The following is a 13723-nucleotide window of genomic DNA, read 5'->3' as shown; positions in this document are numbered from 1 at the left end:
CCCAGTCAGCGGCCCACGTCAAGCCGCCCACTTCTTGCCCCTGATCGCGTACTCCACCGCCAAGTCGTAGACGTTGTCGCACTTCTGTTTGAAGGTGGTCCGGTCATAGCTGTCCGGCAGGTCTTCATTGAGGACGCGCTCGATTTCCGCCCTGACCTGCTTCTGCGTCTGCCCGCTCTGGTGCCAGTTCTGGATCAGCACCTTGGGCTGCTCCTCCACCAGGCGTTTCAGCAGATGCTTGGCCGCCAGCTTGACGCGCTGCGTCTCGTCCTGCGTCAGTGGGTCCTTCTTCAGCAGGTCGAAAAGCTCCAGCTCGTCGTCACTCAGCCCTTCGCGGATGTGGCGCTCGGCCTCGTCTTTCAGCTCCTGGGCGAAGGCCGTCAGCTCGTCGTAGTAGTTCTCGGTGGACGTGGCGCCCGAGTTGTAGGCGTCGATCACCTGCTGCAGCCGCTGCAAGAAGTCCACCCGCGTGCTGTTCTGCGCGAGCATCTCGGCCAGCTTGCGCTGGAGGAAGGCCTGCAGGTCTGCGATTTGGATGTTTTTGAACGGCGCCTGCTTGAACTCCTCGCGCAGCTTCTCGACATTGACCTTGCTCAGGTCCCAGGCCTTGCCGCGCTGCACGATCTTGTACTGCGCCTCGAACTCCTTGGCCGAGAAGGCCTCGGCGTTGTCCACCACCACGCTGGCGTCCAGCAGCGCCTCGATGCGCCGCACGGCGCTGTCGATGTCTGCCTGCTCGACGATGCTGTCCATGACCCCACGCAGGTACTGGAAAGCCGACACCACACGGCCCTTCTTCTGCCCCAGCACCTCGGGCTTGCAGGCCTCGTACAGCGACGAGATCGTGTTCTCGTAGACGTTGAAGGACTTGCGCTGCTCATCGCTCGCCAGCAGCGTGTCGGCAAAGCCGTTGAACTGGCCCAGCTTGGTGAACACGTCGCCACGGTCCAGCGCCTCGTGCAGCGGCACGCCTTGGGCTTGGCAGTAAGCCAGCCCTTGCTCGATGGCTTCGTCCAGCAGCGTGAACAAATGGCTCTTGTCCCGCACCGGCAGCTCGTCGTCCTCGGGGCCGGCGGCGTAGTCCTTCAGCGCCTTCTTCATGCGGCGAAAGACGTTGTAGTAGTCCACGATCTCGCCGTGCCGCTTGGACACGCCCAGGATCTCGTGGCCGCTCACCCGATTGGCCCGCGCGATGGTCTGCATCAGCGTATGGCCCTGCATGGGCTTGTCCAGGTAGAGCGTGCTCACCGTCGGCGCGTCAAAGCCCGTCAGCCACATGGCGCAGACGAACACCAGCTGCAGCGGGTGCTCAGGGTCCTTGAAGTTGAACTCGATGTCGTGGCCGTGCTCGTCCAGCGCATTCATGCGCTGGCGGTGCGGCTTGATGTCTAAGCCCTTCTTCGCGAACTTCTCTTCCTCGCCCGCCTCCTCGCTGACGATCACCGCCATCTGCACCGCGCCCATCCAGGCCTTCAACTGCTTCAGGCGCCGGCGCTCCACGTCGTTTGTTGTCGCCGTGATGCGCCCGTTCAGCGCCTTGATCTCCGCCTTCCATAGCGCCTGCACCTTGTCGAACATGGTCACAGCGGTGAACTTGTCCACCGAGATGACCAGCCCCTTCCCAAGGTAGCCGCGGCGGGGGAAGTGATAGACGATGTCGCGCGCAATCGTGTCCAGCCGGTCCTCGCGCTTGACGACCTCCATCTCCTGCGCAAAGCGCCGCTCCAGCTTCTCCTGCGCTTGGGCGTCGAGGTTCTCGTCTTCCAGGATCTCGGCGAATTCCTCGGTCAAGTCGTCGTTCTGGATCAGCACCTCCGGCACGCGCTTCTCGTAGAACAACGGCACCGTGGCGCCGTCCTCCACGCTCTGCTGGAAGTTGTACTCGGACACATAGCCGCCAAACCAGGCATTGGTCTTGCGCTCCGCCCCCAGCAGCGGCGTGCCAGTAAACGCCAGGAAGTTCGCATGCGGCAGGCCGGCGCGCATGTTCTCGGCCAGGCCGGCGTACTGCGTGCGGTGGGCCTCGTCCACGATGACGACGATGTCGTCACGGTCGGACAGCAGCGGGTAGTCCTTGCCCTTCTCGAATCGGAACTTCTGGATCAGCGTGAACACCACGCGCTTGTTCTTGCCCAGCATCTCGCGCAGTTGCGCGCTGCCCTTGGGCCGCACATCGTCCTTAGGTGCCACCACGCCGGTGTGCAGGAAGTTGCGGTAGATCTGCCCGTCCAGGTCGTCCCGGTCGGTCACCACCACGAAGGTGAAGTTGCCGGTGAGCTTGCGGAAGATCTTGCGCGTGTAGAACACCATCGAGAAGCTCTTGCCCGAGCCCTGGGTGTGCCAGAACACGCCCAGCTTGCCGCCCAGCTCGCGCCGGTGCCGGAACTGCTCGAAGGCGTTGTTCACGCCGATGAACTGGTGGTTCTGCGCGATGACCTTCTGCGTCTCGCGGTAGAACACGCAGAAGTTCTCCACATAGTCCAGCAGGCGGTCGGGCGTGAGCAGGCCCAGCACGGCGCGCTCCACGCTCAGCCCCTGGGCGGCGATGGCCTTGCGGTCCAGCTTCTCCTTCTCGTCGTCCACCCGCAGCCAGTTGAAGAAGTGCTCCCACTGCGCGGTGATGCTGCCCAGCTTGGTCTCGATGCCATTGCTCAGCAGGCACAGCGCATTGGCGGTGAAGAGCTGCGGGATCTCGGCCTTGTAGTTGGTGAGGTTGTCGTCGAAGGCGGCGCGCAGCTTGACGTTGCTGTTCTTCAGCTCGATGAACACCAGCGGCAGGCCGTTCACGTAGAGCAGCACATCGGGCCGGCGGTAGCCATGCTCGCCGCGAACCCAGAGCTGGCTCATCGCCAAGTAGTGGTTGCGGCCAGCGCGCGGGTCGGGCGCGTCGAAGTCGATTGCCCGCAGCCGCTCGGTCACCATCTGCCCCGCCTGCGGCCCGGTCTCGGGCTTGTAGGTCACCGGCACACCGTCACGGATGAGCCCGTCCATCTCGCGGTTGGCCGCCACCAGGCTCATCGCCGTGCGCGGACGCAACAGCTCGGCCAGGGCCTGGTCCACCGCGTGGGTAGGGGCCTGCGGGTTCAGCCGCTCCAGCGCGGCGCGAAGCCGGTCGGCCAGGACCACCTCGCGCTTGTCGGCACGGCCGGAGCCGTCGTTCAAGTCGTCCGGCTGGGCCGTGAAGCAGTTCAGCGCATCAAAGCCGCACAGGTGCTGCAGCCGCTGCAGCAGGGCCTGCTCGATGTCGTCCTCACTGATGAAGTTCTTCGCGGCGGCCACGGCACCTCCCTGGTGTTGCCGGTTGTGGAGAAGAAGACCTGCTAACGGGCTATCGCCTCACGCTGTGCGGCCTCTGCGGGCGGCTGTTGCATGCTGGGCGGGAACTGGATGTCTAACGCTTCGACGCGGAGTTTGCCGGAGATCAGGCGTGGAAGCAGGGCGTCGCGTGTAGACCCAAGGCAGGCGACTTGATCTTCCAGCGCCCCAAGCTGGCGGTAGAGCGGCCCAACAACCTCTTCAAACCTGCTCAGCAACGAATCCTGGGGAAGTAGCACCTCATTGGCATATGCCTGTTCGCGGTTGAGCCCCGGCACTGCAGCATCGCTGTTGATGAAGTTCATGCCCGCGAGCAGGAAGCGCAGGTAGATCAGCGGAAGCTCGGACTCAACGTAGTAGACCGTGTCAATGGGATAGAACGGCTTACTTGCCCAGAAGATGCTGCCGACATTTCCTTTGCGTCCCACCACGATGCTGGGCTTTGTGACGAGGGCTTCACTGTGCGTGCCGACGACGCCTGCCGAACCGTAGACCCGATAAGGTCCGGGAACACGTTGCCCCTCAGGAAGAGCCTTACCGTATCGAAGCTGCAGAACCTGACCTAGCCTCCTGGGCTGCCAAGCCACTGGGCGTCCCGCAAAGAACTCGGCGCGCTCATATCCAGGAAACCGCATCCGCACAAACCACTCGCGGTAGATCTCTTCGGCCATGGACTCCAGCAAGGCAATGCGGCGCTGGTTGTTGGCGATCAGGTCGTCGTAGCTCTTCAGCGTCGCGGCGATCCTGGGCTGGGCTGCGCTCTCGTGCAGCGTGAGCCGAGTCTTTGTCCTGAAAGCTGTGAACTGGAACCGGGCAACGCCTGTGTGCTGAAGGTTGAAGACGCCCATATACCCGGACCCGTACAGCGCTTGGAGCACGTAGTACAGGTAGATCGTGTGAGCTTTGGCCGGGTCAACTCGCAGATGCCGGGCAAAGCTTGAGCACAAGACCGGTCGGCCTCCTCGGGAGGCCAAGAACTCCTTGGTGATGAGTGCGGTTCTGCCTGTCGATTGCTTGGCAGTGCCGCCCGCTGTTTCGATCAGGATGTCATCAGCCGCCAGCGCTTTACGCGCGACCAAATGCTCGGGAATCCAGCGCTGCGGTAGCTCAATGCCTGGAGCGTGCAGGTCAGCAAAATCTGTTCCTCGGATCACATCGCAGAGCACGTGACCCGGCGCTTCTTGCCCTTCACCCCACTCGCCGTCCTTGGTTTCGGCGATGAGATCGGAAAAGAGGATGGGCTCTTGCATCACGTGGTCGCTTCCTCGCCCAATACAGCCGAGACGTTGGCGGCGATGGTGCGCTGAAGCACGCCTGCGGCGTCGCTCAGTTCCTGAAGCTGATCGCGTGCAGCGGCCAAGTCTGCGAGGAACTCCTCCTCCGTCTTCCCATCCTCCTCAATCACCACGCCGACATACCGCCCTGGATTCAGCGACCAATCCTGCTCGGCAATCTCCTCGCGGCTGGCCAGCTTGCACAGGCCGGTGACATCTTCGTAGGCGGCCTTGGGGAAGCGCTCCTGCAGCCAGCTCACATGCTGGTAATACAGCTCGGCGGCTTTCAGCTCGTCATGCAGGGCCTGCACGGCTGCCTTCACGCCCTTGGTCTGGCGGTTGGCGGTGGCGCGTTTGCCGTCTGCCTTGGCGGCCTCGGCCTTGCGCTTGTCCATCTCCCGGATGGCCTTGTCCAGCGCCTTCACCGCCGCGTGCAGACCGGTGAAGAAGGGCGTGAACTGGGCGCGGAGCAGGTGCTGGGCGGTATTGCGGGCGTCCACGCTGTGCTTCTGGCCGCGGGTGCGTTCGTGCTGGTCCTGGGCCTGCGCCAGCTCGGCGAGCTGGCCCCACTGGGCCTGCAGCGCGGCGATGGCTTCGCGCGCGGCCTGGCTGGTTTGAGCATCGGCCGCCTCCTCAGCGAGCACAGCCAGTAGGCGTTCGCTCAGCGCGGGCAGGTGCTCGGCTGCGTCCTTGAGTTGGGCCATGCCTTGGTGCAGGTAGCGATCGACCTGGTCCACGAATTCCTGGCGGCGGCCCTTGTGCAGGCGGGGGATGAGGGCAATGTTCTGGATCTGCTCGTCGCTCAGCTCGCGGTGGGCGCGGTCCACTTGGGTGAAGATGTTGCGGGCGTCGATGAACAGCACCTTGTCATCGGCCCTCTCGCCCTTGTCGAAGAACCACAGCGTGGCCGGCAGCGTGACGGTGTAGAACAGGTTGGACGGCAGCGTGAGCATGCCGTAGATGAGTTTCTGCTCGATCAGCGTTTGGCGGATGTCGGCCTCGGAGTGGCGGGCATCGCTGGCCGAGTTGGCCATCACCAGCGCGGCGCGGCCGCCGGGCTTCAGCGACGTGGCGAAGAGGTTGATCCAGAGGTAGTTGCCGTTGGGCACGGTCTCGACGGCCTTCTCCTTGCCGTCCTTGCCCGCCGCCGCCTTGGCCTTGGTCTTGTTGCGCGGTACGCCGTAGGTGTTGAAGCGGCGGTCCTTCTCCACGGCGTCCAGCGTCACGTCGTCCACGTTGAAGGGCGGGTTGGCCATCACGTAGTCGAAGGCGCCGAAGGCGTTGAAGGGGTCTTCGTAGTAGGTGTTGGCCTGCTTGATGTCGCCGCGCAGGTTGTTCACGGCCAGGTTCATCTTGGCGAGCTTGACGGTCTCCAGCGTCTTCTCGGTGCCGCAGACGAACACGTCCAGGTCGGCCGCCTTGTCGGTCTGGTGCTGGAGGATGAAGTCTGCCGACTGCACGAACATGCCGCCGGAGCCGCAGGCCGGGTCGAAGACCTTGCCGCCATGGGGTTCGATGATCTCGGTCATCAGCTTGACGACGGAGCGCGGGGTGAAAAACTCGCCGCCGCCCTGGCCCTCGCTGAGCGCGAAGTTGGCCAGGAAGTACTCGTAGATCTGGCCGAAGACGTCGCCCGAGGCGTCCACCGGGATGTCGGAGAAGAGCTTGAGCAGGTCCTTGGGGATGTGCTGGTTCTTGGGGCTGCGGGTGAAGCGGTCGTACTCCTCCTGCGGCAGCACGCCCAGCAGCTCGGGCTTAGTGTTCTCGATGCTGGCCATCGCCGAGCGGATGGCCTTGGCAATGTTTTCCTTTTCGGGCAGGTTCAGCAGGTAGTCGTAGCGGGCCTGGGGCTTGAGGTAGAAGCCGCACTTCTCAATGGCAATGTCCTGCTCGCTGCGCTCGGCGCGGGTGCCCTTGAGCTTCTTGTAGGCCTGCTCGATGGCCGCCTCGTGCTGGCGGTATTTGTTGTCGGCGAACTTCAGGAAGATCAGCCCGAGCACCGGAGTGCTGTATTCGCTGGCCTTGAGATCGGAGTTGGCGCGCAGCTTGTCAGCGGCAGCCCAGAGGTCGGCTTCTAGTTTTTTGAGTTGTTCGCGGTTCATGAATCTTGTGAGCTGTGCGGGCAGCTGGAACTGGTACGCGAGCTGAGGCTCGCTACAAAAAGGAATCCCACCGGACCTGATCGGCGCGGTGGGATTGCAACTCAGCGGCGCGAAAAGGAAATCGCTAAGTTCCCGGATTCGCGTGTGACAAGGGCAGACGCTTCAAACGTCGATATTCCCCGCCCTCAACGCATTCGTCTCAATGAAGTCGCGCCGCGGCCCCACCTCGTCGCCCATCAGCATCGTGAAGACCTTGTCCGCCTCGATGGCGTCGTCGATCTGCACGCGCAGCAGGCGGCGCACGGTGGGGCCTATTGTCGCTTCCCAGAGCTGCTCGAGGTTCATCTCGCCCAGGCCCTTGTAGCGCTGGCGCGCGGGAGGCGCATCGCGGCGACAGCCGCCGAGCCCGCCGCGCGCGGCGCCACAATCCGCCGCATGATTTCACGACCCGTTCCCGATGAAGGCGGCGGCAAACCGTTGCCACGCGCCGCAGTGCTCTGGCTGACCGGCCTGCCCGGCGCCGGCAAGTCCACGATCGCACAGGCGGCGCGTCTCGTCGCGAGACTGGCATGAAGCGCGCGGTGTCGAGCGATCCGCTGCGGGGGCTGAAGCCTGCCGACGTGCAGCAGCTGGCCCGCGCCACGCAGGCGCTGCAGGCGGGCGACCGCATGTACGCGGGGGTGCTGCTGCTCGATCTGGCGCGCAGCGCGCCGGAGCACCCGGAGGTCTTGCGCCTGCGCGCGGTCTGCCGCGCCGGCGACGACGACTGGGAAGGCGCAACGCAGGACCTCGCGCGCGCGCTCGCGCAGCGGCCCGAGGACTTCGACCTCCGCTCGCAGCTCGCGGCCGCGCAGGAGCACGCACATGACCACGCTGCGGTGGTCGCGACGCTGCGCGAAGGCGAGGCACACGCGACGACATCGGCCGACTGGCTGGGGCTGTCGTTCGAGCATGACAACGCCGGCGAGCCGGCGGCGGCGTACGGCGCCGTGCAGCGCGCCGTCGCGCTTGACCCGGCGGCGCCGCTCGCCCGGCTGCAACGCGCACGCTGCGCCACGGCGCTCGGCCATGGCGATGTCGCGGCCGCGGATTGCCGGCACCTGATCGCGCGCGGCGAGCTGGTCGCGCACGCGTGGTTCACGCTGGCCGACCTGAAGGTCGTGCCGATGACCGCCGACGAGCTGGCGCAGCTCGAGGCGAAGGCCGCCGCGCCGCCGGCGACGATGCCGGCGGAGGAACGGCTGTTCCTGCGCTTCGCCCTCGGCCACGGGCTGGAGAACGCGGGCCGGCACGCCGACGCGTTCCGGGTCCTGTGCGCGGCGAACGATGCGGCGCGCGCGTCGCGGCCGTGGGACACCGCGGCGTTCGCGCGCCACGTCGACGCGATCCGCGCCGCGTTCGCCGGCGCGCCGCCGCCGCCGCAGGAAGGGCCGGGGCGTGAGGTGATCTTCCTCGTCGGACTGCCGCGGTCGGGGACGACGCTGGTCGAGCAGATCCTCGCGAGCCACTCGCAGGTCGAAGGCGCGAGCGAGCTGCCGTACCTGCCGCACCTGCTCGACGCCGAGTCTCGCCGGCGCGGCAAGCCGTTCCCGGCTTGGGTCGCCGATGCCAGCGACGCTGACTGGCGGCGGCTCGGCGACGCCTACTTGCGGGCGAGCGCGCGCTGGCGCACCGGCAAGCCAATCGCCACCGACAAGCTGCCCGAGAACTGGCTCTATGCAGGCGCCGTGCTGCGCATGCTGCCCGGGGCTCGCATCATCGACTGCCGCCGCGACCCGGTGGAGACTGCGTGGTCCTGCTACAAGCAGCTCTTCGGGCCGGGCATGGTGCACTTCACGTACAGCTTCGACGGGCTCGCGGCGTACTGGCGCGCCTACGAAGAGCTCGCCCGCTTCTGGGCCGAGCGGTACCCGGGCCGCTTCGTCGTGCAACGGTACGAGGACCTCGTCGCCGACCCGAACGCCGGCATCCACGCGCTGCTCGCCGCCTGCGGCCTCGACTTCGAGCCGGCCTGCCTGCGCTTCCACGAGACGGCGCGCGCGATCCGCACGCCAAGCGCGCTGCAGGTGCGCCAGCCGATGCGCGCCGCGTCGACGCCGGGGCAGCGCTACGGCCCGCTGCTCGACCCGCTGCGCGATCGTTTCGCCGCGACAGGGGGGTGACCGGCCCGGCCACCGCCGACGACGCCCCAGCGTCTGACGCTTAGGGGATGCGCCTCACGTTCGTGTCGGCGCACCGGGCTTGCGTCGACATGAGAGCCCTTAGATGTCGATTTAATGGCATTAAATCGACATGTAATGGCGTGGCAACGATCGTCGCCCAATGAGCAACGACTTATTCCTGATGAACCCGAGGCAAGTCCTGCCGCAAATCAAAGCGACTCGAGTTCGCTGAGCATCTGCTCCAGCGGCCCGGCAACGACACCCCAAGGGCTTCGCCAAGGATCAGGAACTGGCGCTCGACGGCAGAGCGCAGCAGCTCATCACCCACGTAGTCATCAAGAGACTTGCCGGCAGTGAATCGCAGCGCACGCGCGGCAGCTTCCTTGGCATCCCAGATGTACTTGCGCAGGTCAGGCGCCATAGACCGGCTGTCGCTCTGCGCTCACCCGTTGCTTGAAGTACGGGTTGCGGATCGCACGCTCCACCACCAGGTCGACCGGCCGGGCGAACAGCCGTTCCAGGCTGCGCTTCAGTTCGAAGAACGCCTCGGCATAACGCACGGGCGGGAGGTCTTCGAACACGACGAGGAAGTCGAGATCGCTGGACCTGGCGTCGAAGTCCTCCCGGACCGCTGACCCGAACAGGTCCAGCCGCCGCGCGTGAGCTTGCTTGCAAAGCGCTGCAATGGCTTCGCTCCGCTCGGTGACAAGGGCCGGGACTTGCATGAGCGGATTCAAGCCGTTGCGCGGGGCCGCGTCAACGTCAAACGTCGATGTTGCCCGCGCGCAGCGCGTTGGTCTCAATGAAGTCGCGCCGCGGCTCCACCTCGTCGCCCATCAGCATCGTGAAGACCTTGTCCGCCTCGATGGCGTCGTCGATCTGCACGCGCAGCAGGCGGCGCACGGTGGGGTCCATGGTCGTTTCCCAGAGCTGCTCGGGGTTCATCTCGCCCAGGCCCTTGTAGCGCTGGCGGCCGACGGCGCTTTCGGCTTGCAGCATGAGCCAGGCCATGGCGGCGCGGAAGTCGTCGACCTTGCTTTCCTTGGCCTTCTCGCCCTCGCCCTTGCGCACGATGGCGCCGGCCTGGATGAGGCCCTGGAAGCTCAGGCCCGCGTCGGCCAGCACTTCGTAGTCGGCGCCGTGCACGAAGTCGGCGTGGATGACGCTGGCGCGCACGTTGCCGTGGTGGGTGCGGGCGATCTTCAGGAAGAACTTGTCGGTGCGCGGGTCGGTCTCCACCGTCACCAGCGCGTCGTGCAGCAGGCCCTTGAGGCTGGCGGCGCTGGCGTCGGCGTCCTCGTGGGTGTCAAGCTTGAGGGCCAGGCCGTTGGCCAGCACGTGCAGGGCTTCAATGTCCATCCAGTTGGACAGGCGCGCGATGACGGACTGCGCGGCCACGTATTTGCGGGCCAGCGTGTCGAGGGTGTCGCCCTTGAGCGTGTTGCCGGTGCCGGTGTCCAGGCTCGCGTCCTGCAGCGCGACCTTGAGCAGGAAGCTGTCGAGCTCGGGCGCGTCCTTCAGGTACTGCTCGTGCTTGCCGACCTTGACCTTGTACAGCGGCGGCTGGGCGATGTAGATGTGGCCGCGCTCGCAGAGCTCGGGCATCTGGCGGTAGAAGAAGGTCAGCAGCAGGGTGCGGATGTGGGCGCCGTCCACGTCCGCGTCGGTCATGATGATGATGCGGTGGTAGCGGAGCTTGTCGGGGTTGAAGTCGTCGCCGCCGGCGCCGCGGCCGATGCCGGTGCCCAGGGCGGTGATCAGCGTCAGGATTTCGTTGCTGGTCAACAGCTTCTCGTAGCGGGCCTTCTCGACATTCAGGATCTTGCCGCGCAGCGGCAGGATGGCCTGGAACTTGCGGTCGCGGCCCTGCTTGGCGGAGCCGCCGGCGGAGTCGCCCTCGACGATGTAGATCTCGCACAGCGCCGGGTCTTTTTCCTGGCAGTCGGCCAGCTTGCCGGGCAGGCCCAGGCCGTCGAGCACGCCCTTGCGGCGCGTCATCTCGCGGGCCTTGCGGGCGGCTTCGCGGGCGCGGGCGGCGTCGAGGATCTTGCCGCAGATGATCTTGGCGTCGGTGGGGTTCTCGAGCAGGTAGTCGGTCAGCAGGCGGGAGACGATGTCTTCCACCGGGCCGCGCACTTCCGAGCTGACGAGCTTGTCTTTCGTCTGCGAGCTGAACTTGGGCTCGGGCACCTTGACGCTGACGACGCACGCGAGGCCTTCGCGCATGTCGTCACCGGCGACCTCGACCTTGGCCTTCTTGGCCAGCTCGTTGTCGTCGATGTATTTGTTGATGACGCGGGTCATCGCGGCGCGCAGGCCGGTCAAGTGGGTGCCGCCGTCGCGCTGCGGGATGTTGTTGGTGAAGCAGAGGACGTTCTCGTTGAAGCCGTCGTTCCACTGCATCGCCACTTCGACGCCGATGTTGGTCTGCTGGTCGCTCATCTTGTCGCCCTGGGCGTGGAAGATGTTCGGGTGCAGGGTGGTCTTGCCCTTGTTGATGAACTCGACGAAGCCCTTCACGCCGCCGGCATAGGCGAAGTTGTCTTCCTTGTTGTTGCGCTCGTCGACGAGGCGGATCTTGACGCCGTTGTTCAGGAACGAGAGCTCGCGCAGGCGCTTGGCGAGGATGTCGTAGTGGTAGTCGTTGTTCTCTTTGAAGATCTCGGTGTCGGGCAGGAAGTGGACTTCCGTGCCGCGCTTGTCGGTCTCGCCGATGACCTTCATCGGGCTGGTTTCGAAGCCGTTGACCATGACGATCTCGCGGTCCTGCGGGATGCCCTTGGCGAACTCCATGAAGTGCACCTTGCCGTTCTGGCGCACGGTCAGGCGCAGGAACTTGGACAGGCCGTTGACGCAGGACACGCCCACGCCGTGCAGGCCGCCCGAGACCTTGTAGCTGTTCTGGTTGAACTTGCCGCCGGCGTGCAGCTCGGTCAGCGCGATCTCGGCGGCCGAGCGCTTGGGCTCGTGCTTGTCGTCCATCTTGACGCCGGTGGGGATGCCGCGGCCGTTGTCGATGACGGAGATGGAGTTGTCGGTGTGGATGGTGACGACGATGTCGTCGCAGTGGCCGGCCAGGGCCTCGTCGATGGAGTTGTCCACCACTTCGAAGACGAGGTGGTGCAGGCCGGTGCCGTCGGAGGTGTCGCCGATGTACATGCCGGGGCGCTTGCGCACGGCTTCCAGGCCTTCCAGGATCTGGATGGAATCGGCGTCGTACACCGCGCCCGATTTGGCCTCGGCCGCGGCGGCCGCCTGCTGGTTGGCGTTCAGGCCATCGGGGTGGTCGGCACTGCTGGAAACATCACTCATCGGGAACTCTCTCTCACTCGCGGGCGACAAATTCATCGCCCTTTAAAAGCACTGAAGCGGGCCGAAGCCCGCTGTGTCCAAGCCAGGGTGCTGGCTCAGATTCGCATCGGCATCACGACGTACTTGAAGCCGGTGGTGTCGGGGATGGTCAGCAGCGCGCTGCTGGCGCTGTCGTTCAGGTCGATGCAGACCATGTCCTGGCTCATGTTGGCCAGGGCATCCATCAGGTAGGTGACGTTGAAGCCGGTCTCGATCTTGTCGCCGGCGTAGTCGATCTCGATCTCTTCCTTGGCTTCTTCCTGCTCGGCGTTGCTGGACGCGATGGACAGCAGGCCCGGCTCGAAGGTCAGGCGCACGGCCTTGAACTTCTCGCTGGTCAGGATGGCGGCGCGCTGCAGGCTGCTCAGCAGCGGCGCGCGGCCCAGCGTCAGGCGGAACTTGTGGCTCTTGGGGATGACGCGGTTGTAGTCGGGGAACTTGCCCTCGACCAGCTTGGTGACGAACTCCATGCCGCTGAAAGAGAACTTGGCCTGGTTGCCGGCAAAGCGCATCTCGATGGCGTCGTCTTCCTTGCCGTCCTTCAGCAGGCGCTGCAGTTCCAGCACGGTCTTGCGCGGCAGGATGACTTCCTGCTTGGGGATGTCGGTGTCCAGCTCGGCCTGGGCCAGCGCCAGGCGGTGGCCGTCGGTGGCCACCAGCGTCAGGTTCTTGCCTTCGGCGACGAACAGGATGCCGTTCAGGTAGTAGCGGATGTCATGCACCGCCATGGCGAAGTGGACCTGGTTGATCAGGCCCTTGAGCGCCTTTTGCGGCACGCTGAAGGCGGGGCCGAAGTCGGCGGCTTCCTGCACGAGGGGGAAGTCGTCGGCCGGCAGGGTCTGCAGCGTGAAGCGGCTCTTGCCGCCCTGCAGGGTCATCTTGTTGGCGTTGCTGGTCAGGCTGACGACCTGGTCGGCCGGCATGGAGCGCAGGATGTCGATCAGCTTGCGGGCGCCGACGGTGGTTTGCAGGTTGCCGGTGTCGCCGTCGAATTGCACGGTGGTGCGCACCTGGATCTCGAGGTCGCTGGTTGTGAGCTCCACCTGGTTGCCGGTCTTGCGGATCAGCACATTGGCCAGGATGGGCAGCGTGTGGCGCCGCTCGACGATGCCGGACACCGCTTGCAGCGCGCCGAGCACCTGATCCTGGGGAGCTTTCAAAACGATCATGGAGGCCTCTTGGGGGATCTCTGGGGGGCAGTTTCGGCGCGCCCAAGCACAACGCGCGCGCGAAGCTGCGATTGTCGCCCGGAAACGGTGCCCGGCCGGCCGAGAGGGCTGTCTCGGAGGCTACGGGACAACCCGGAGGCGGAGTCGCCCGGCTGAGCAGCGCGGGCTGACTCGGAACTAAATTGCGTGAGTTGGCGGCCGAACCTGCCTTTTCTTGGAGAAATTCCCGTGCAGGCTGGCCGTACGGGCCAAGCGGTAGCGCCGCTGGGTCGCGCGACCGCCACGAACGCACTTGCAGGCGCCTTGGTCTTTCAGCAACGACCGTGCAGCGTCTCATGCGCGCAAAGCCC

General features: G+C 65.5%; 9 protein-coding genes and 1 pseudogene. 2 read left to right on the top strand and 8 right to left on the bottom strand.

Annotation, left to right across the window (positions count from 1 at the left end; all coding sequences use genetic code 11):
• Nucleotides 1-18: 18 nt before the first annotated feature.
• From ACXJKM_RS15745 to ACXJKM_RS15730, 4 genes and pseudogenes are all read right to left on the bottom strand, one after another.
• Nucleotides 19-3279, bottom strand: coding sequence for a type I restriction endonuclease subunit R (locus ACXJKM_RS15745; protein WP_457353523.1), 3261 nt, complete (start codon nucleotides 3277-3279; stop codon nucleotides 19-21).
• Between the two features lie 41 nt (nucleotides 3280-3320).
• Entirely contained in the window at nucleotides 3321-4565 is a 1245-nt protein-coding gene (locus ACXJKM_RS15740) for a restriction endonuclease subunit S (RefSeq protein ID WP_457353521.1), read from the bottom strand.
• Nucleotides 4565-6691 carry an N-6 DNA methylase gene (locus tag ACXJKM_RS15735; protein WP_457353520.1) on the bottom strand — a complete coding sequence of 709 codons (2127 nt, stop codon included), beginning with the start codon at nucleotides 6689-6691 and terminating at the stop codon, nucleotides 4565-4567. The genes ACXJKM_RS15740 and ACXJKM_RS15735 overlap by 1 nt, the downstream gene beginning before the upstream one ends.
• A gap of 162 nt (nucleotides 6692-6853) precedes the next feature.
• Nucleotides 6854-7066: pseudogene (locus ACXJKM_RS15730) on the bottom strand (hypothetical protein); the annotation flags it as partial.
• A gap of 60 nt (nucleotides 7067-7126) precedes the next feature.
• Here ACXJKM_RS15730 and ACXJKM_RS15725 point away from each other — a divergent pair.
• Nucleotides 7127-7264 carry an adenylyl-sulfate kinase gene (locus ACXJKM_RS15725; RefSeq protein WP_157280997.1) on the top strand — a complete coding sequence of 46 codons (138 nt, stop codon included), beginning with the start codon at nucleotides 7127-7129 and terminating at the stop codon, nucleotides 7262-7264.
• The gene (locus ACXJKM_RS15720; RefSeq protein ID WP_457353518.1) at nucleotides 7261-8853 is read left to right on the top strand and encodes a tetratricopeptide repeat-containing sulfotransferase family protein; all 1593 of its coding nucleotides are present in this window, start codon (nucleotides 7261-7263) and stop codon (nucleotides 8851-8853) included. The genes ACXJKM_RS15725 and ACXJKM_RS15720 overlap by 4 nt, the downstream gene beginning before the upstream one ends.
• Before the next feature lie 172 nt (nucleotides 8854-9025).
• On the opposite strand, the gene ACXJKM_RS15715 is transcribed toward ACXJKM_RS15720, so the two are convergent.
• From ACXJKM_RS15715 to dnaN, 4 genes are all read right to left on the bottom strand, one after another.
• On the bottom strand, nucleotides 9026-9274 hold the full coding sequence (locus tag ACXJKM_RS15715; protein ID WP_457353516.1) for a HepT-like ribonuclease domain-containing protein: 249 nt from the start codon (nucleotides 9272-9274) through the stop codon (nucleotides 9026-9028).
• Nucleotides 9264-9578: a nucleotidyltransferase family protein gene (locus ACXJKM_RS15710; protein ID WP_457353514.1), complete on the bottom strand. Its 315-nt coding sequence runs from the start codon at nucleotides 9576-9578 to the stop codon at nucleotides 9264-9266. Before ACXJKM_RS15710 ends, ACXJKM_RS15715 begins: the two co-directional genes overlap by 11 nt.
• A gap of 37 nt (nucleotides 9579-9615) precedes the next feature.
• Nucleotides 9616-12165, bottom strand: a complete 2550-nt coding sequence (gene gyrB, locus ACXJKM_RS15705) for a DNA topoisomerase (ATP-hydrolyzing) subunit B (RefSeq protein ID WP_457353512.1) — start codon at nucleotides 12163-12165, stop codon at nucleotides 9616-9618.
• Nucleotides 12166-12260: 95 nt separating this feature from the next.
• The gene (gene dnaN, locus ACXJKM_RS15700) at nucleotides 12261-13373 is read right to left on the bottom strand and encodes a DNA polymerase III subunit beta (protein ID WP_457326050.1); all 1113 of its coding nucleotides are present in this window, start codon (nucleotides 13371-13373) and stop codon (nucleotides 12261-12263) included.
• Nucleotides 13374-13723 lie beyond the last annotated feature (350 nt).

This window comes from Roseateles sp. P5_D6, assembly GCF_054049415.1.
The sequence above is the reverse complement of the archived record's forward strand: the minus strand, read 5'-3'. Positions and strand labels throughout refer to the sequence as shown.

Coding starts and splice junctions, on each gene's coding strand:
- ACXJKM_RS15740 (WP_457353521.1), bottom strand. CDS start 4,565: ATGCAAGAGCCCATCCTCTTTTCCGATCTCATCGCCGAAACCAAGGAC.
- ACXJKM_RS15735 (WP_457353520.1), bottom strand. CDS start 6,691: ATGAACCGCGAACAACTCAAAAAACTAGAAGCCGACCTCTGGGCTGCC.
- ACXJKM_RS15725 (WP_157280997.1), top strand. CDS start 7,127: ATGATTTCACGACCCGTTCCCGATGAAGGCGGCGGCAAACCGTTGCCA.
- ACXJKM_RS15720 (WP_457353518.1), top strand. CDS start 7,261: ATGAAGCGCGCGGTGTCGAGCGATCCGCTGCGGGGGCTGAAGCCTGCC.
- ACXJKM_RS15715 (WP_457353516.1), bottom strand. CDS start 9,274: ATGGCGCCTGACCTGCGCAAGTACATCTGGGATGCCAAGGAAGCTGCC.
- ACXJKM_RS15710 (WP_457353514.1), bottom strand. CDS start 9,578: ATGCAAGTCCCGGCCCTTGTCACCGAGCGGAGCGAAGCCATTGCAGCG.
- gyrB (WP_457353512.1), bottom strand. CDS start 12,165: ATGAGTGATGTTTCCAGCAGTGCCGACCACCCCGATGGCCTGAACGCC.
- dnaN (WP_457326050.1), bottom strand. CDS start 13,373: ATGATCGTTTTGAAAGCTCCCCAGGATCAGGTGCTCGGCGCGCTGCAA.